Raw genomic sequence first — 18263 nt, 5'->3', positions numbered from 1 at the left:
AGCGGCTCGCTCGACGACGATGACTGATGACCGGACAAGGTGACAGGGCCCGCCGCGCGCGGTGGTGGCCTCCGGGCGTGATGGGCGCACTCGGCGTCCTTCTCACACTGTGGCTGATGTTCTCTTTGCAGTGGGTGGTCGGTTTCGAGCCGTGGGGAACGCTCGTCAGGACCGGTACCGCGCAGGTCGGGCAGTGCGGGAGGAGCGCGGTCCACACCTGGATGACGTACTCGTGCGAGGCGGAAGTCCGGTGGGACAACGTTTCCCCTGGTGAAGAACAGGTCTCCAGCACGATCGTCACCTCGGTCTCCGCTCTGAGCGGCAGCGTGGCTGTCGAAGAGTTCAAGTACCGGAAGAAGAACAGTTCGCAGGGCGGATCTTCCGTGGTTCCGGTCGACCGGCCCTCGTGGCCGGTCGCCGACGGCTGGTGGATCCTTCTCGTCTTCGTGAGCGTGATCCCTGGTTGGCTCGCCGGGTTCTGGGTGGGTGGTCGTCTCGACCGGCTCCTGCCGGAACCGAAGGAGAAGCCCAAGGACTGGCGCGGCGTCAGCCGTCGCGCCACGTCCGGGATGAACGGACGCCGCAAGCGCGAGCGCTGAGGTGTCCGATTAGGACGGCCGGGGATTCCTGGGATGAACCGACGACGCCGGGCTCGTGAGTGAAGAGGACGGTCAGAACCGCCATTACCACTCACGAGGCTCGCTGGGAAGTCCCTTCTGGTACGGAATCCGTCGCGGGCGACGCTCCACAATGCCCCCACCGCTCCCCACCGGATTCCCCACTTTCACCCCCACTCCGCCCCCTGGCAGGGTTCCGGCTGCCGATATCCGGACGCATCAGGCATGGGTGAGGTTGCTTCGATACCCGCAGAGGGGGATCTTGGCCACCGTCCCCCACCACACCCCCACCTGGCCCCACTTGGCTGACCAGCGGAAACGTCTGACACGACGGAGTGGTGGCGGCTTTTGCCGCGTTGACTGTGGTGAAAAGTGGGGTACGGTGGTGCGCAGTGGGGCAGAAGGGAGCCCCGTGGCCGACCTTGGTTGTTCGCAGCCAGGATCGGTAGGGAGGTGGAGCCGGTGTTCCTCGGCACCCACACCCCGAAACTGGATGACAAGGGGCGGCTCACGCTGCCCGCGAAGTTCCGCGACGCGCTCGCCGGTGGGCTGATGGTCACCAAGGGACAGGATCACTGTCTCTTCGTCTTTCCCCGGGCCGAGTTCGAGCAGATGGCGAGGAAGGTCGCCGACGCCCCGTTCACGAACGAGGCGGTCCGGGCCTATCAGCGTTATCTCTTCGCCGGGACGGACGAACAACGCCCGGACGGGCAAGGACGTATCGCGATCGCGTCCGAGCTCCGACGCTATGCCGGGTTGAACAAGGAGTGCGTGGTGATCGGGGCGATCACCAGGCTGGAGATCTGGGACGCCCAAGCGTGGCAGGGCTACCTGGACGAACACGAGGACAGCTACGCGAAGGCTCGAGAGGAAGTTCTGCCGGGCGTCTTCTAGACGTGGCCGAGGAAGCACCCACGCCGTCGGGGGGCGCGGGTTCACGCTTCGGGCACGCCGGGAACCGCCCACACGGATGCCGTGAGGCCTCTGTCCGCTCAGTGGCCCTGGTACACCTTCCCCGGTACCAGGTCAGCAGGCGGGCGGACAGGGACCTGACGGCATCCGGCATCTTCCCCGGCACTACAGGAAAGGGGGGAAGACATGGCAGACGAACACGAGCACGTCCCGGTGCTGCTCGACCGCATCGTCGAGCTGTTCTCGCCGGTCTTCTCCGACCGCGAGGCCGTGCTGGTCGACGCGACCGTCGGACTCGGCGGTCATTCCGACGCGCTGCTCACCGCGTTCCCCTCGTTGCGCCTGGTCGCGCTCGACCGTGACCCCAACGCGCTGGAACTCTCCGCGAAACGCCTTGCGCCGCACGGTGATCGCGTCGACTTCGTGCACGCCGTCTACGACGAGATGCCGTCCGCGCTCCAGGGCCTTGGACTGTCCAGAGTGGACGGGATCCTGTTCGACCTCGGTGTCTCCTCGATGCAGCTGGACCGCGCCGAGCGTGGTTTCGCCTACTCCAAGGATTCCCCGCTCGACATGCGGATGGACCCGACCACCGGGATCACCGCCGCCGACGTGCTCAACACCTACACGCCGGGCGAGCTGATCCGGATCCTGCGTGACTACGGCGAGGAACGATTCGCCCAGCGGATCGTCAAAGCCGTTGTGGCGGAACGAGAGAAGGAACCCTTCACACGCAGCGGGCGGCTGGTGGAACTGCTGTACGACGCGGTCCCCGCGGCCAGCAGGCGCACCGGCGGGCATCCGGCGAAACGCACCTTCCAGGCGCTGCGGATCGAGGTCAACGGCGAACTGGAGGTGCTGCGGCGGGCGATGCCGCGGGCGCTGTCCTCGCTCGCCGTCGGCGGCCGCATCGTCGTCGAGTCCTATCAGTCCCTCGAGGACAGGCTGGTCAAGCAGGCCTTCGCGGAACTGGCGAAATCCCGGACCCCGGAAGGGCTTCCGGTCGAACTGCCGGGTCACGGCCCGGAACTGAAACTGCTCACCAGAGGGGCCGAGAAGGCCGGCGAGGCGGAGACCGAACAGAACACACGGGCCGCCTCCGTGCGGCTGCGAGCCGCCGAACGGATCGGAGACCGAGCACGATGACCGCTCCCGCGAAGTCCCGCGGCCGCCGGACACCGGCGCCCGGACGGCGTGCCCGCGCGACCAGCACGGTCGAGGAAACGCCGGACACCACCGAGACCACGAAGTCCACCCGCGCCTCCCGTGGTCGGACGTCGGCGGCGGAACGCGCCTACGCGCGCCGTGCCCAGCGCGCCGACCTGCTGCAGCGAGACCAGCAACGCAACCGTCCCGATGCCGAAGGCGGCACGGGCAAGGAAGAGCCGAAGAAGAAGCTCAAGCTGCGCTGGCCGCGCTCGCGCGCGTCGTTCGTGCTGATGATGATGGGCATGCTGGCCGTCGGCGTGGCGTGCACGCTGTGGCTGACCACGCAGGCCATCGCCGACTCGTACCGGCTCGAACAGCTCCGCACGACCAACGCCGGGCTCGCCGAGTCGAAGGAACGGCTGCAACGCGAGGTCGCGAAGGCCGAGTCGCCCGCCTCCCTGGCGCCCAAGGCCAGGGAGCTCGGCATGGTGCCCGGCGGCGACCCCGCGCACATCGTGGTCGGCCCGGAAGGACAGTCCACTGTGGTCGGTGAGCCGAAGAAGGCCACCGGCGAGGCGCCTCCGACCCAGGCCGCGACGGTGCCGCCCGCCGAAGGCACCCAGCAGGGCGCGCCGATCGAAGGTGACCAGCCCGCGGTCCCGCAGGAGAATTCGCCACCCCCGGCGCAGGGAGGTCAGTGATGTCACCCGGCCGTCCGGCACAGGCCCGGTCCCGGTCGGCGGGCAGCGCTCGGCGGACCTATGCCGCCGGGACCCGTCGCGCCACCGCCCGGCGGGGCAACGGGGGGAACCGGAGCCGGTTCACCGGCGTCCGGATCCTGTTGATCGTCGTGATGGTGCTCGCCGGTCTCAAACTGGTGCAGGTGCAGTGGTTCGAGGCCGGCGCGCTGTCCGAGGCAGCGGAACGGCAGCGGACGTCGGTGATCGAAAGTCCCGCGCAGCGCGGGTCCATCATGGACCGCAACGGGACGAAGATCGCGTTCAGCATCGAGGTGCGGACCCTCGCGGTGAGCCTGAACTGGCTTCACAAGACCAGGGACGACTTCGCCGCGAAGAACCCGACCAAGGGCAATACCTTCGAGGCCGACGTGGCGGCCGCGGCGAAGGTGATCTCGGCCAAGCTGCCCGGTGTGATCACCGAAAAGGAACTGCTGGACAAGTTCCACAAGCCGGACGCGTTCACCTACCTGGTCCACGACATCGAGCCCTCGGTCGCCGAGTCGATCGTCAAGCAATTCCCGTGGATCAGCGTCGAGAAGCGCTCCAAGCGGGAGTACCCCGGCGACTCGGTGGGCGCGAACATCATCGGCTACGCGAACTGGCGTACCGACGACAAGGACCTCTCCAAGCACAACCTGCACGGTGGCTACGGGCTCGAAGCGTCGCGGGACAACGACCTCGCCGGAACGCCGGGCCGCAAGATCGTCAACACCCGGAACGGCAACGACAACCTCGTCATCCCCGGTACCGAACGGGACATCCAGAACGCCGTCCCGGGTTCGGACCTGCAGCTGACGATCGACACCGATCTCCAGTACGAATTGCAGCGGCAGCTGAGCGAGTACGTCGTCAAATCGAAGGCCAAGGGCGGCCAGGCCGTCATCATGGACTCGAAGACCGGCGAGGTCTACGCCCTGGCCAACGACAAGACGGTCAACCTCAACGACCCGGCTTCGCGCAGCGAGACGGAGAACCTCAACAACCGCGCGGTGACCACGCCGTTCGAACCCGGTTCGGTGAACAAGATCGTCACCGCCGCGGGCGCGATCGACGCGGGCATCACCACGCCGGAGTCGTCACAGGCGGTCCCGGGTTCGTTGCAGGTCGCGGACAAGATCGTCAAGGACGCCTGGCACCACGGCACGCAGCAGTTCACCACCACCGGCATCTTCGCGAAGTCGTCGAACGTCGGGACCCTGCTGCTGGCGCAGAAGCTCGGTGAGGACAAGTACGCGGACCTGCTCAAGAAGTTCGGTCTCGGCCAGCGCACCGGGCTCGGCCTCCCCGGCGAGAGCCCGGGCGTCGTACCGCCCCGGAACCAGTGGTACGCCACGACTTTCGGGAACCTGCCGATCGGACAGGGCCTCTCGATGACCGTCGTGCAGATGGCCGGGATGTACCAGGCCATCGCGAACGACGGGCTGCGCGTGGAACCGCGGGTCGTCAAGGCGAAGGTCAACCCGGACGGGACCGTCGTCCCCGAACCGGCGCCGAAGACCGTGCAGGTCATCAGCCCGCAGGCGGCGAAGACCGTCCGCGAGATGATGCGCGCGGTGACGCAGAGCGGCCGCGGGCAGCAGAGCGGCACCGGGCCGAAGGCGGCGCTGGAGGGGTACCAGATCTCGGGCAAGACGGGCACCGGTCAGCAGGTCGACCCGCAGACGAAGAAGTACAGCAACCAGCTGTACAACATCACCTTCGCCGGGATCCTGCCCGCCGACAACCCGCGTTTCGTGGTCGGCATCCGGCTCGACGCGCCGGACACGTCGCTTCCGGGCGGGGGCTCGTCCGCGCCGCTGTTCCACTCGGTGGCCGCCTATCTGGCGCAGCGGTTCCAGATCCCGCTCTCGGACGGACCCACACCTCAGGTACCTCTGGTGCTTTCCTGACGTGACACGCGTGATCGGACACGTGACTCGCGTGCTCGAAGACGGAACTCGCGTGATCAAAGCCGGAACTCGCGTGCTTGAAGGCGGAACTCCCTCATCCGGCCCGAAACACGTGAGATCCGGCTTTAAGCACGCGAGATCCGGCTCCGAACACGCGAGTCCCGGCTTTAAGCACGCGAGATCCGGCTCCGAACACGTGAGATCCGGCTTCAAGCACGCGAGATCCGGCTCCGAACACGCGAGTCCCGGCTTTAAGCACGCGAGATCCGGCTTCGGTCACCCGGGCTGAGCGGCCCGGCCCCGCGTTGCGAAAGCCACTTTCGCAACCTTCAACGTTGCGAAAGTGGCTTTCGCGTCATCCATGTCCGGCACGGCGCCGTAGAGCGGCGTCGTCGCTGTGTGTGAACGGTTCCCCGCGCCACGCAGCGGCGAAAAATCCGGGCCCGCTCGGCCCCGAAGTCCTCAAGCGACAGTCGAAAGCCCTTGCGTGCCAAGGAGAGCTCACGAAACCCATTACCACGGGCATGATCGTCGCGCTCACACCCCGCACCGCTTCAGTCACCCGAATGCCACGCCGGTAACCTCCTTGGCTGTGTCGGTGCCTACTTCAGATCCCCGCAGCGGTCCCGCCGTCGAAAGCGGGTCCGGCGCGACGGCTGCCCAGGTCCCGGACAGCCCGGTCAAGGCCGTCGCCGCGCCCCCTCGTCCGGCCAGGATCGAGCCGATGCCGCTGGGCACGCTGCTCGCCAGGGCGGGCGCCCGCCTCGTGGTCGGTGACGACGACTACACGGCCGCGGCCGAGCTGACGGTCACGGGCAGCACGCTGCGCGCGCAGCATGTCCTCCCCGGTGACCTCTTCGCCGCGCTTCCCGGTGCCCGTGCCCACGGAGCGGACTTCAGCGACCAGGCCATCGCCGCCGGCGCGGCCGCCGTGCTCACCGACGAGGCCGGCGCCGAGCGCCCGGTGCTCCGTGACGCCGGCGTGCCGATCCTGGTCCACCAGGACCCACGGGCCGCTCTCGGCGAGATCGCGGCCTGGATCTACGGCGAGCCGTCGCTGGAGCTGTCCGTCCTGGGGATCACCGGGACGTCCGGCAAGACCACGACCTCGTACCTGGTCGACGCCGGGCTCAAGGCCGCCGGGCTCACCACCGGGCTGATCGGCACGGTCGAGACCCGGATCGCGGGCGAGCGGCTGGCCAGCGGGTTCACCACCCCCGAGGCGCCGGATCTGCAGGCGCTCCTGGCGGTGATGGTGGAACGCGGCGTCACGCACGTCCCGATGGAGGTCTCCAGCCACGCGCTGTCGCTGGGCCGGGTTAACGGCACGCGGTTCGCGGTCGGGGCCTTCACCAACCTGTCCCAGGACCACCTGGACTTCCACAAGGACATGGAGGAGTACTTCGCCGCCAAGTCGCTGCTGTTCGACGGCCGCTCCACCGCCGAGGTGGTCGTCGTCGACAGCGCCTGGGGCCAGGCGCTGCTCACCCCGCACACGGTGACCGTCTCCACCGAGCCGGGCACGGACGCGCTGTGGCGCGCCACCGACCTGACACCGACGCCGGCGGGGGAGCAGACCTTCACCCTCCACGGACCCGACGGGCTCGCCGCGTCGGCGAAGATCCCGCTGCCGGGTGAGTTCAACGTGGCGAACGCCGTGCTCGCGGCCGCGATCCTCAACACCGCCGGTGTCCCGCTCGAAGCCATTGTCGCCGGGCTCGCCTCGGTCGAGGTGCCGGGCCGGATGGAGCGGGTCTACCTCGGCCAGCCGTTCACCGCGGTGGTCGACTACGCGCACAAGCCCGCCGCCGTCGCGCAGGGGCTCGACGCGCTGCGCGCCCGCACCGAGGGCCGGATCATCACCGTCCTCGGCTGCGGCGGGGACCGTGACACCGCCAAGCGCCCGGTGATGGGCGAGGCGGCGGTCCGGCGCAGCGAGGTGCTGATCGTGACCGACGACAACCCGCGGTCGGAGGATCCGGCCGCGATCCGGGCGGCCATGCTGGCCGGTGCCCGCAACGCCGGGCCCGCCCTGGGCGGCGAGATCCTCGAGATCGCCGACCGCCGGGACGCCATCGTCCACGCGGTCGAACTCGCCCAGCCCGGCGACATCGTGCTCATCGCGGGCAAGGGCCACGAGACCGGCCAGGAGATCCAGGGTGTCGTGCACCCGTTCTCCGACCGGGAAGAGCTGGCCGCCGCCATCCGCAGACGTCTGGAGACAGTGTGATCGTGCTCAGCCTGGCCGAGATCGCCGCCATCGTCGGCGGCAGGCTGCATCGGACCGACGGGACCGCCGAGGTCACCGGGAGCGTCGAATTCGACACCCGCGAGATCACGCCCGGCGGCCTGTTCATCGCGCTGCCCGGCGCGAAGGTCGACGGCCACGACTTCGCCGCGCGGGCGGTCGAGTCCGGCGCCGTCGCCGTGCTCGCGGCCCGCGAGGTCGACGCCCCGGCCGTCATCGTGCCGCCGCTCGACGCCGGTGTCGCCCACGACCGGGCGTTCGCGCTGGTCTCGGACAAGGACGGGGCGGGCGCCGCGGTGCTGGCCGCGCTGGCGAAGCTCGCCCGGCACGTGGTCCAGAAGCTTTCCGGAGACCACCTGACCGTCGTCGGGGTCACCGGTTCGGCGGGCAAGACGTCGACCAAGGACATCATCGCCCAGCTGCTGGAGCCGCTCGGCCCGACGGTGGCGCCGCCGGGGTCGTTCAACAATGAGCTTGGCCACCCCTGGACGGCGTTGCGATCCGACTCCTCGACCCGGCAGCTGGTGCTGGAGATGTCCGCCCGCGGGCCCGGTCACATCGCCGAGCTGGCGGCCATCGCGCCGCCGCGGATCGGGGTCGTGCTCAACGTCGGCACCGCGCACGTCGGCGAGTTCGGCTCGCGCGAGGGCATCGCGAAGGGCAAGGGCGAGCTCGTCGAGGCCCTGCCGAGCGCCGAAGACGGCGGTGTCGCGGTCCTGAACCTCGACGATCCGTACGTCGCGGCGATGGCGAGCCGGACCACCGCCCGGGTGGTGTTCGTCGGTGAGAGCGCGTCCGCGCAGGTCCGCGCCGTGGACATCACCCTCGACGGCGAAGCGCGCGCGTCGTTCCGCCTGGTCACCCCGGACGGCGAAGCGCCGGTGAAACTGCCGCTCTACGGCGAGCACCAAGTCGGCAACGCGCTCAGCGCCGCCGCCGTCGCCCTGGAGATGGGTTCGACGGTCGAGGAGGTCGCCGCCCGTCTGTCGAGCCTCGAACGGCGCTCCGAACGCCGCATGGAGGTCACCACCCGCGCCGACGGTGTCACGGTGCTCAACGACTCGTTCAACGCCAGCCCCGAGTCGATGCGGGCCGCTCTCAAGGCGCTCGCGTCGATGAGCGCGACGCGCCGTTCCTGGGCCGTGCTCGGCGTCATGGGCGACCTCGGCGACGACTCGGTCGCCGCGCACGACGGCATCGGCAGGCTCGTCGTCCGGCTCAACATCGACAAGCTCGTGGTCATCGGCCAGGCGGCCGCGGCCACCCACCAGGGCGCGCAGCAAGAGGGTTCCTGGGGTGAGGAGTCGGTACTGGTACCCGACGTCGAGGCCGCCATCGCCCTGCTGCATGATCAGCTCCGCGCGGGAGACGTGGTGCTGGTGAAGGCGTCCAAGGCCGCCGCTCTGTGGCGGGTGGCCGACGCCGTGCTCGCCGCTCCCGCAACCGATGCCGAATCCCCTGTAGTAGCCCCTTCCCCCTCTCAAGAACGCTCGAACGGTGGTGACGCGTGATCAGCATCCTGATCGCGGCCGCGGCGGGCCTGCTGGTCTCCATCCTCCTCACTCCCTATCTGATCCGGGTCTTCTCCCGGCAGGGCTTCGGCCAGGAGATCCGGGAGGAAGGACCGCAGGGACACAAATCCAAACGCGGTACCCCGACGATGGGTGGTGTCGCGATCATCGTCGCGATGGTCGTCGGGTATTTCGTGGCTCATCTGATCAGCGCGCTCAGCGGCGGCAACGGCACCGGCGGCCCGTCCGCTTCGGGCCTGCTGGTCCTGCTCCTGGCCGTGGGCCTCGGCCTCGTCGGGTTCCTCGACGACTTCATCAAGATCCGCAAGCAGCGCAACCTCGGCCTGAACAAGACCGCGAAACTGGTCGGCCAGCTGGTGGTCACGATCGCCTTCGCGATCCTGGCGCTGCAGTTCGCCGACGAGCGCGGGCTGACCCCGGCCTCGGAAAGCCTGTCCTACGTGCGGGATCTCGCGCTGATCACCTTCCCGTCGGTGTTCTTCGTGATCTTCTGCTACATCGTCATCTCGGGCTGGTCGAACGCGGTGAACTTCACCGACGGCCTCGACGGTCTCGCCGGCGGCACCGCGGCGATGGTCCTGGCGACCTACGTCGTCATCGCCTTCTGGCAGACGCGCCTCTCGTGCGCGGTCACCCCGCAGACGGCCTGTTACGACGTCCGTGACCCGCTGGACCTGGCCGTAGTGGCCGCGGCGGCGACCGGGGCCTGCGTCGGGTTCCTCTGGTGGAACGCGGCCCCGGCGAAGATCTTCATGGGTGACACCGGTTCGCTGGCCCTCGGTGGCCTGGTCGCCGGTCTGTCGATGACCACTCGCACCGAACTGCTCGCCATCGTCATCGGCGGTCTGTTCATGGTCGAGATGATCTCGGTGGTCGCGCAGATCGCGGTGTTCCGCACGACCAGGCGGCGGCTGTTCCGGATGGCGCCGTTCCATCACCACTTCGAACTCGCGGGCTGGGCGGAGACGACGGTCATCATCCGGTTCTGGCTGCTCTCGGCCATCTGCTGCATGTTCGGCCTGGGCCTGTTCTACAGCGAACAGCTCAGCTTCGGGGGTTAGCACATGGAGCTCGCCGGGCGTCACGTCCTCGTCGCCGGAGCCGGGGTCACCGGCAAGTCCATCGTCCCCGTCCTGGCAGACCTGGGCGCGCGGATCACCGTCACCGACGGCAACGCCGAACGGCTGGCGGAACTCGAAGGGCTCGGCGCCGACCTGGTGCCGGGCCTGACGGAGCCGCCCGAAGGTGTCGAGCTGGTCGTGACCAGCCCCGGCTGGAAGCCGACGTCGCCGCTGCTGGTGGCGGCGGCCGAAGCGGGCATCGAGGTGATCGGCGACGTCGAGCTGGCGTGGCGGGTCGGGCAGCTGCGCGACAAGCCGCCGGTGTGGCTCGCGATCACCGGCACCAACGGCAAGACCACCACGGTCGGGATGCTGGAGTCGATCCTGCGCACCGCCGGGGTCGACGCCGTGGCCTGCGGGAACGTCGGCTTCGCGGTCCTCGACGCGGTGCGCGCCGGGCACGAGGTGCTCGCGGTGGAGCTGTCGAGCTTCCAGCTGCACTGGTCGTCCACGCTGGCCCCGCTCGCGTCGGTGGTGCTGAACCTCGCCGAGGACCACCTCGACTGGCACGGCTCGATGGAGGAGTACGCGGCCGCGAAGGGCCGGGTCCACACCCACTCCCGGAACGTGGTGCACAACCTGCACGAAGAGTGGTCGATCCGGCTTGCCGACCAGCACGCGCCCGCCGACGCCCGCCGCGTCGCCTTCGGCATGGACACCCCGCGCCCCGGCGAACTCGGGATCGTGGAGGACCTGCTGGTCGACCGCGCCTTCGTCGCCGAACCGGCGACCAGCGCCGACGAACTCGGCACGCTGGCCGACGTCCGTCCCGCCGGTCCGCACAACGTCTCCAACGCGCTCGCCGCGGCCGCGCTGGCCCGCGCGTACGGCGTCAGCGGCGAACACGTCGCCAAGGGCCTGCGCGAGTACCGGCCCGCCCCGCACCGCGCCGAGGAGATCGGCGAGATCGACGGCGTCCGGTACATCAACGACTCCAAGGCGACCAACCCGCACGCGGCGAGCGGTTCGCTGCGCGCCCATCTGAACGTCGTCTGGATCGCCGGTGGCCAGCTCAAGGGCGCTTCCGTGGACGAGCTCGTCGGCTCGATCGCCGGAAGGCTGCGCGGAGTCGTCCTCTTCGGCGTGGATTCACCCGTGATCGCCGCCGCTGTTGCGCGACACGCGCCGGATGTCCCGGTCAACAGCCTCCCTTCGGGTGACGATGACACCATGACTGCGGCGGTGAAGGCGGCCCGCGCCCTGGCGCGACCTGGAGATGTGGTGCTGCTGGCCCCCGCCGCGGCGTCGTTGGACATGTACCGCTCCTACGGCGAGCGCGGCGACGCGTTCGCGAGTGCGGTCCGTGTCCTGCGCGACGGTGCGGGGGAGACCAGTGACGGCGGTTGAGGAAAAGAAGCGCGAGGCCCCTCCTCGCAAACGGCGTGAGCGCAAGGAAAGCCCGTTCGTCGCCTTCCGCACCGCGCTGACGGCTTGGCTTTCGCGGCCGCTCGCCTCGTTCCACCTGGTGCTGGCGCTCACCGGCGTGCTGACCGTGATCGGCATCGTGATGGTGCTGTCCGCCTCGTCGGTCGCTTCGTACAACCCGAAGACCGGCACCGGCGTGTACGCCCAGTTCAGCAAGCACATCATGTTCGTCGCGATCGGCGCGGTGGTGTTCTGGATCGGGCTGCGGGTCCCGCTCGAACGCGTCCGGCGGCTGTCGGCGACGGCGACCGTGGTCTGCCTGGGGCTGCTCGTGCTGGTGCTGACCCCGCTCGGGTCCACGGTCAACGGCTCGCAGGGCTGGTTCCGGCTCGGCGGGTTCGCCTTCCAGCCGGTCGAGGCGGCCAAGGTCGCGCTGGCCTTCTGGGGCGCGCACATCCTGGTGATCAAGTACAACATCATCAACCAGTGGCGGCATCTGCTCGTCCCCGTCGTGCCGATCGCGCTGCTGATGTTCGCGCTGGTCATGATGCAGCCCGACCTCGGCGGCACGGTCACCCTCGCGGTGGTGCTGCTGGCCCTGCTGTGGTTCGCGGGCGCGCCGAAACGGCTGTTCGGCGTCATCCTCGCGGGTGGTCTCGTCGGGGTGCTGGTGCTGGCCATCATCGAGCCGTACCGGCTCGCGCGGGTCTTGTCGTTCGTCTCCGGCGACCCGGACACCAGCGCGGACGGCTTCCAGGCCAACCAGGCGAAACTCGCGCTCGCCGACGGCGGTCTGTTCGGCAAGGGTCTCGGCCAGGGCCAGTCCAACTGGGGCTACCTGCCCAACGTGCAGAACGACTTCATCTTCGCCCTGATCGGCGAAGAACTCGGCTTCATCGGCTGCGCGGTCGTGCTGGGGCTGTTCGCCGGGGTCGCCGTCGTCGGCCTGCGGATCGCCACCCGGAACATCGACCCGTGGATCCGCATCGTGGCCGGCACGCTGACGGTCTTCCTGGTCGCGCAGGCCGGTATCAACATCGGCTACGTCGTCGGCCTGCTGCCGGTCACCGGGGTCACCCTGCCGCTGATCTCCTACGGCGGGACGTCGCTGGTGATCACCATGCTCATCATGGGGATCCTCGCCAACGCCGCCCGGCACGAACCGGAGGCGGTGGCCGCACTGCGCTCGCAGGGGCCAGGTAAATTCGGACGCCTGCTGAGGCTTCCCGCGCCCGAGCCGTACCGCCCGCCCGCCAAGCGGAAGGGCGCCGCGGCCCGAGGCGGCGCCACCAAGGCGGCGAGGCCCGCGCCGAGGACGGCGAGGCCTTCGCCCGCCCAGGAACGGCGCCGGTCGGTACGGGAGCCCGGCAGAAGGACGGCCGCGCGAACCGCGGTGAACCGCGGTACCGCGAAACGGGGTACCGCAAACCGGAGAGGTCATAGGTGAACAACCCCGTCAGAGGTGGCGCCGGAGCCGAAGTCGAAGGCAAGGCGCCGGTGGTCGTGGTCGCCGGCGGCGGTACCGCAGGGCACATCGAACCGGCACTCGCCCTCGCCGACGCGGTGATGCGCCTGCGTCCCGACGCGAAGGTGATCGCGCTGGGGACCCAGCGCGGGCTGGAGAACAAGCTCGTCCCGGCGCGCGGCTACCCGCTCGAGCTGATCCCCCCGGTCCCGATGCCGCGCAAGCCGACGCCCGAACTGCTGAAGATGCCGCTGAAGGTCCGCGACTCGGTCAAGCGCACCCGGGAGATCCTGGAACGCGTCGGCGCGGACGTCGTGGTCGGCTTCGGCGGTTATGTCGCGCTCCCGGCTTATCTCGCCGCGCGCGGGCGCACGCCGATCGTGGTGCACGAGGCCAACGAGAAGCCGGGCCTGGCGAACAAGGTCGGCGCGCGGTTCGCCGCCCGCGTCGCCGTCGCCGTCCCGGGGACGCCGCTGGCGAAGGCCGAGGTCGTCGGGATCCCGCTGCGCCACTCCATCACCGCGCTCGACCGGGCCGCGCTGCGCGCCGAGGCCCGTGAGCACTTCGGGCTCGACCCCGACGCCCCGACGCTGCTGGTCTTCGGTGGCTCGCAGGGCGCGGTGTCGATCAACAACGCGGTGTCCGGCGCGGCCAAGGAGTTCGCGGACGCCGGTGTCGGCGTCCTGCACGCCCACGGGCCGAAGAACACGCTGGTCGTCCAGGAGTTCCCTGGAAAGCCCGCGTACGTCCCGGTGCCGTACCTGGAGCGCATGGACCTGGCCTACGCCGCCGCCGACGCGGTGCTGTGCCGCTCGGGCGCGATGACTGTCGCCGAGGTGTCCGCCGTCGGCCTGCCCGCCGTCTTCGTCCCGCTGCCCTACGGCAACGGCGAACAGGCGGTCAACGCCCGGCCCGCGGTCGACGCGGGTGCCGGGCTGATGGTCGCCGACGCCGACCTCTCCGCCGCCAAGGTCGCGGAACTGGTGATCCCGCTGGTGTCCGACGCCGACCGGATCGCGAAGATGAGCGCGGCCGCGGTCGGCCTCGGCCACCGAGAGGCCGACGAGACCCTTGCCAAGATCGTGCTGGAGGCCGCAGGTGCCTGATCAACTCCCCGACACGCTCACGCGTGCCCACCTGATCGGGATCGGCGGCGCCGGGATGAGCGGGATCGCCCGCATCCTGCTGGCCCGCGGGGCCCAGGTCTCGGGTTCCGACGCCAAGGAGTCGCGCGCGTTCCTTTCGCTGCGTGCCCAGGGCGCCGAGATCGCCGTCGGCCAGAGCGCCGAGAACCTCGACGCGTTCCCCGAAGGCCCGTCCTCGGTGATCGTGTCGACAGCCATCAAGGACGACAACCCGGAACTGGCGGCCGCGCGGGAACGCGGGATCACCGTGCTGCACCGCGCGCAGGCGCTGGCCGGGCTGATGGAGGGCCACCGCGTCGCCTGCATCGCCGGGACGCACGGCAAGACGTCGACGACGTCGATGCTGACCGTCGCGCTGCAGCAGTGCCGTCTCGACCCGTCGTTCGCCATCGGCGGCGACCTCAACGAGTCGGGCGCGAACGCGCACCACGGCGAGGGCGGGCTCTTCGTCGCCGAGGCCGACGAGAGCGACGGGTCGTTCCTGGCCTACTCGCCGTCGGTCGCCGTGGTGACCAACGTCGAACCGGACCACCTGGACCACCACGGCACCGCCGAGGCGTACGTCTCGGTGTTCACCGACTTCCTCGGCCGGATCGAGCCGGGTGGGCTTCTCGTCGTCTGCGGTGACGACGAAGGGGCCGAAAAGCTGGGCGCGCAAGCCTCGGCGCAGGGCATCCGTGTCCGCCGCTACGGGCGCTCGGTCACCGGCGAGGACGACGCCAAGATCCTGGACTTCGTGCCGGCCCCGGACGGTGGCGTGGTCCGGATCTCCTTGCAGGGCGAGGAAATCGTCCTCCGGGTCGCGGTGCCGGGCGAGCACATGGCACTGAACGCGATCGCCGCGCTGCTGGCAGGCATCGAGCTCGGCGCGCCGGTCGAAGGACTGGCCGAGGGGCTCGCCGCGTTCGGCGGGGTGCGGCGGCGATTCGAGTTCAAGGGCCGCTCGGGCGACGTCCGGGTGTACGACGACTACGCGCACCACCCGACCGAGGTCGACGCGCAGCTGCGCGCGGTGCGGACGGCGGCCGGCCAGGGCCGGGTCATCGTGGTCTTCCAGCCGCACCTGTACTCGCGTACGAAGACGTTCTCGAAGGAGTTCGCGGCCGCGCTGTCGCTGGCCGACGAGGTCGTCGTGCTGGACGTCTTCGGGGCCCGTGAGAAACCGGAACCCGGGGTGAGCGGCGCGCTCATCGCCGACCAGATCTCCGGCGTCCCCGTGCACTACCAGCCCGCGTTCGACGTCGCGGCGAAGCTCGCGGCGGATCTGGTCAAGCCCGGCGACCTGTTGGTGACCATGGGCGCCGGTGACGTCACGCAGCTCGGCCCGGAGATCCTGGCCGAGCTGGACCGGCGGGCGGGTTAGGGCATGCCACAGACCGGGGAACGCCGCCGCCCGGCCGAACCCGGTCGGCGTCCGCGCTCTGAACGCTCCGAACGGGTCAAGCGGACTCCGCGGGCCGAACGGACTCAACGGCTGAAGGAGCGGCGCGGCAGGCGGTCCGTGTACGACCGCCGTCGCACCGCCCGGCCGTCGCGCCACAAGGAGATGCGGCGGCGCTGGGTCGCGCTGCTTTCGGTGCTGACCGCGGCCGCGCTGGTCTACCTGCTGTGGTTCAGCTCGATGCTGGGTGTGCAGCAGGTCGACGTCGTCGGAGCGAGCTCCGTTCCCGCGGACCAGATCCGCGGCACGGCCGCGATACCGGACCAGAAGCCGATGCTGCGCCTGGACACCGACGAGATCCGGGACCGGGTGGCGCAGATGCCCGGCATCGCCACCGTCGACGTCTCCCGGTCCTGGCCGAGCACCCTCGAGATCACCGTGACCGAACGCGCCGCGATCGCGTTCTTCGACAGCGGGCCCGGCGGCGACGGCGTGCACCTCGTCGACGGCGCGGGCGTTGTGTTCAAGACGGTCAAGGAACGGCCCGCCGGGCTGCCGGAGCTCAAGCTGCCCTCGGTGTCGGCCGACGACCCGGTGACCCGCGCGGTGACCGGTGTCCTCGGTGTGATCCCGCAGCAGCTGCTCAAACAGGTCACCACCGCGACGGCGAAGACGCCCGGCAGTGTCGAGTTCGTGCTGGCCGATGGGAAGACCGTGCGGTGGGGGACCTCGGCCGACACCGAACGCAAGGCGAAGGTGCTGGCCGCGTTGCTCACCCGCGAGGGCAAGGTCTTCGACGTCTCGGCACCGGATCTGCCCACCGTCTCCTGACGCGTTTCGTCCTCTGGATGCGGTAGTTCGTGTCGCCAACTACCGCAACTAGAGGACGAAACGCGGGTCGACTAGGGCTTCGATGCCGTCCAGCATGCGCTCCAGCCCGAACGTGAAGGTCTCGTCGGCGGCTTCGCAGGTCTCCGCGTCGTAGCCGCCGCTTTCCCACGTCCGCGTCATCGCCGGATGCCGCTCCACGTCGAAGTACTTCTCCCAGAACACCGACCGCTGTCCCCACCAGGCGTCCGTCGTCTGTCCGGTCTGCTGCTCGACCTGCGCGGTCTCGGCGAACAGTGTCGCGTTCGCCTGGACGTAGATCTCGATGCTGTTCGCGGCGGCGGCCGCTTTGCGGGGCGCCAGCCCGATGTCCGAAACGGCCGCGATCAGGTATTCCTGGCCCGCCATCAGCCCGGGGCCGAGGACCGGCCGGACCATCGACGTCGAGCGCAGCCACGGATGCGCCCGGAACGCGGCGAGGGTGCGTTCGGCGTAGAGCCGCACCTGATCGCGCCAGCCGTCCGGCCGGGGATCGCCCGGGCCGGGGAGGTCCCGCTCGGCGAGCACCGCGTCCACCATGAGGTCGAGCAGCTCCGTCTTGCCGGGGACGTAGGTGTACAGCGTCATCGTGCCGACCCCGAGCTCCTCCGCGATCCGGCTCATCGACACGGTCGCCTCGCCCGCGCCGTCGGCGAGCGTGACGGCGGTGGCGATCACCTGGTCGAGGGTCAGTTTCGGCTTCCGTCCCCTGGTCGACTGACGGGCCTCGCCCCGGTCACGCCACAACAGTTCGAGGCTGCGCTCGACGTCCATCCACACTCCACTCGGCCGTGAAACTGGATTCTACATTCCCGTATCGGGTACGGTTAAGTCATTCCCGTAGGACGTACGAAAAGGAGTGGGGAATCGTGACGATCCTGGTGACCGGTGCGACCGGAAGCGTCGGCAGGCTGCTCGTCGACGAACTGGTGAAGGCCGGAGCGCCGGTGCGGGCGCTGACCGTAAACCCGGCGAAGGCGGCGTTGCCCGGGCAAGTGGAGGTCGCCAAGGGCTACCTGGGCAAGCCGGAGACGCTGCCGGAAGCCCTCAAAGGCATCGAGACCGTGTACCTGGCGCCGCTCGCGGCCAAGGTCGACGACTTCGTGAAGCTGGCCAAGGAGGCGGGAGTGCGCCGGGTGGTGGCGCTGTCGGGCAGCAACGCCGACGACCCGGTGGAGAACTCGAGCGGCGTGGACTACGCGATCATCGAGAAGGCGGTCCGGGAGGCGGACTTCGACTGGACGTTCCTGCGGCCGGGCGCGTTCATGAACAACACCCTCGGCTGGGCGGAGTCGATCAAAGCCGAGCGGGTTGTCCGCGAGGCTTACGCCGAAGCCCGGACGACGCCGATCGACCTCGGGGACATCGCCGCCGTCGCGGCGCACGTCATCCTGACCGAAGGGCACGTCGGCAAGAAGCACACGTTGAGCGGGCCGACGGCGATCAGCCAGCGCGAACAGGTCGCCGCCATCTCGGCCGCGCTCGGCGAGGAGGTGACCTTCCGGGAACTCACCCGGGAGGAGGCGAACAAGCAGTGGGCCGGCGCCGGTGTCCCGGTGGAGATCGCGGAATGGCTGCTCGACGGCTTCGCGTACTTCACCGAAAACCCCGACAAGCCGACGGGCGTCGTCCAGGAACTCACCGGGCGGCCCGGGGTCACGTACGCGGAGTGGGCCGCGGCGAACGTCGAAGCGTTCCGCTGATCGGCCTTCACCGACTTCCGCTCCGGGATCCGTGACTCACGTGCTTGAAGCCGGAACTCGCGTGCTTGAGGCCGGAACTCGCGTGCTTGAGGCCGGAACTCATGAGTCACGGCTTCAAGCACGCGAGTT

Annotated in this window: 15 protein-coding genes; 14 read left to right on the top strand and 1 reads right to left on the bottom strand. The window is 69.8% G+C overall.

The annotated features are described in order from the left end of the window. Positions 1-116 precede the first annotated feature (116 nt). The 13 genes from CFP71_RS22145 to CFP71_RS22085 all read left to right on the top strand — a co-directional run bounded on the left by CFP71_RS22145 (position 117) and on the right by CFP71_RS22085 (position 16395). Positions 117-599, top strand: a complete 483-nt coding sequence (locus CFP71_RS22145) for a hypothetical protein (protein ID WP_093935858.1) — start codon at positions 117-119, stop codon at positions 597-599. Between the two features lie 480 nt (positions 600-1079). Further along, entirely contained in the window at positions 1080-1511 is a 432-nt protein-coding gene (mraZ, locus tag CFP71_RS22140; RefSeq protein WP_005156436.1) for a division/cell wall cluster transcriptional repressor MraZ, read from the top strand. A 204-nt stretch (positions 1512-1715) separates the two neighbouring features. Continuing rightward, positions 1716-2675, top strand: a complete 960-nt coding sequence (gene rsmH / locus CFP71_RS22135; protein WP_093935857.1) for a 16S rRNA (cytosine(1402)-N(4))-methyltransferase RsmH — start codon at positions 1716-1718, stop codon at positions 2673-2675. Beyond that, positions 2672-3379, top strand: coding sequence for a cell division protein FtsL (ftsL, locus tag CFP71_RS22130; RefSeq protein ID WP_093935856.1), 708 nt, complete (start codon positions 2672-2674; stop codon positions 3377-3379). The genes rsmH and ftsL overlap by 4 nt, the downstream gene beginning before the upstream one ends. Further along, a complete protein-coding gene (locus CFP71_RS22125; protein WP_093935855.1) occupies positions 3379-5307 on the top strand; it encodes a peptidoglycan D,D-transpeptidase FtsI family protein in 1929 nt (642 codons plus the stop codon). Before ftsL ends, CFP71_RS22125 begins: the two co-directional genes overlap by 1 nt. 724 nt (positions 5308-6031) lie before the next feature. Then, positions 6032-7537 (top strand): UDP-N-acetylmuramoyl-L-alanyl-D-glutamate--2,6-diaminopimelate ligase, encoded by a 1506-nt coding sequence (locus CFP71_RS22120; RefSeq protein ID WP_093935854.1) that lies wholly within the window; start codon positions 6032-6034, stop codon positions 7535-7537. Then, on the top strand, positions 7534-9066 hold the full coding sequence (locus CFP71_RS22115) for a UDP-N-acetylmuramoyl-tripeptide--D-alanyl-D-alanine ligase (RefSeq protein WP_093935852.1): 1533 nt from the start codon (positions 7534-7536) through the stop codon (positions 9064-9066). The genes CFP71_RS22120 and CFP71_RS22115 overlap by 4 nt, the downstream gene beginning before the upstream one ends. Beyond that, entirely contained in the window at positions 9063-10148 is a 1086-nt protein-coding gene (mraY, locus tag CFP71_RS22110; protein WP_007029326.1) for a phospho-N-acetylmuramoyl-pentapeptide-transferase, read from the top strand. Before CFP71_RS22115 ends, mraY begins: the two co-directional genes overlap by 4 nt. A 3-nt stretch (positions 10149-10151) precedes the next feature. Further along, positions 10152-11555 carry a UDP-N-acetylmuramoyl-L-alanine--D-glutamate ligase gene (murD, locus tag CFP71_RS22105; RefSeq protein WP_093935851.1) on the top strand — a complete coding sequence of 468 codons (1404 nt, stop codon included), beginning with the start codon at positions 10152-10154 and terminating at the stop codon, positions 11553-11555. Then, a complete protein-coding gene (gene ftsW, locus CFP71_RS22100; protein ID WP_093935849.1) occupies positions 11542-13020 on the top strand; it encodes a putative lipid II flippase FtsW in 1479 nt (492 codons plus the stop codon). Before murD ends, ftsW begins: the two co-directional genes overlap by 14 nt. Then, positions 13017-14144 carry an undecaprenyldiphospho-muramoylpentapeptide beta-N-acetylglucosaminyltransferase gene (murG, locus tag CFP71_RS22095; protein ID WP_093935847.1) on the top strand — a complete coding sequence of 376 codons (1128 nt, stop codon included), beginning with the start codon at positions 13017-13019 and terminating at the stop codon, positions 14142-14144. Before ftsW ends, murG begins: the two co-directional genes overlap by 4 nt. After that, positions 14137-15546: a UDP-N-acetylmuramate--L-alanine ligase gene (murC, locus tag CFP71_RS22090; protein WP_093935846.1), complete on the top strand. Its 1410-nt coding sequence runs from the start codon at positions 14137-14139 to the stop codon at positions 15544-15546. The genes murG and murC overlap by 8 nt, the downstream gene beginning before the upstream one ends. 3 nt (positions 15547-15549) lie before the next feature. Continuing rightward, positions 15550-16395, top strand: coding sequence for a cell division protein FtsQ/DivIB (locus tag CFP71_RS22085; protein ID WP_093935844.1), 846 nt, complete (start codon positions 15550-15552; stop codon positions 16393-16395). Positions 16396-16443: 48 nt separating this feature from the next. Here CFP71_RS22085 and CFP71_RS22080 read toward each other — a convergent pair whose 3' ends face one another. Further along, a complete protein-coding gene (locus CFP71_RS22080; RefSeq protein ID WP_093935843.1) occupies positions 16444-17205 on the bottom strand; it encodes a TetR/AcrR family transcriptional regulator in 762 nt (253 codons plus the stop codon). Positions 17206-17300: 95 nt separating this feature from the next. Here CFP71_RS22080 and CFP71_RS22075 point away from each other — a divergent pair, with 95 nt between their 5' ends. Then, positions 17301-18134, top strand: coding sequence for an NAD(P)H-binding protein (locus CFP71_RS22075; RefSeq protein ID WP_093935841.1), 834 nt, complete (start codon positions 17301-17303; stop codon positions 18132-18134). Positions 18135-18263 lie beyond the last annotated feature (129 nt).

This window comes from Amycolatopsis thailandensis, from assembly GCF_002234405.1.
Taxonomy (GTDB): domain Bacteria; phylum Actinomycetota; class Actinomycetes; order Mycobacteriales; family Pseudonocardiaceae; genus Amycolatopsis; species Amycolatopsis thailandensis.
This window is presented reverse-complemented; position numbering and strand designations above follow the sequence as displayed.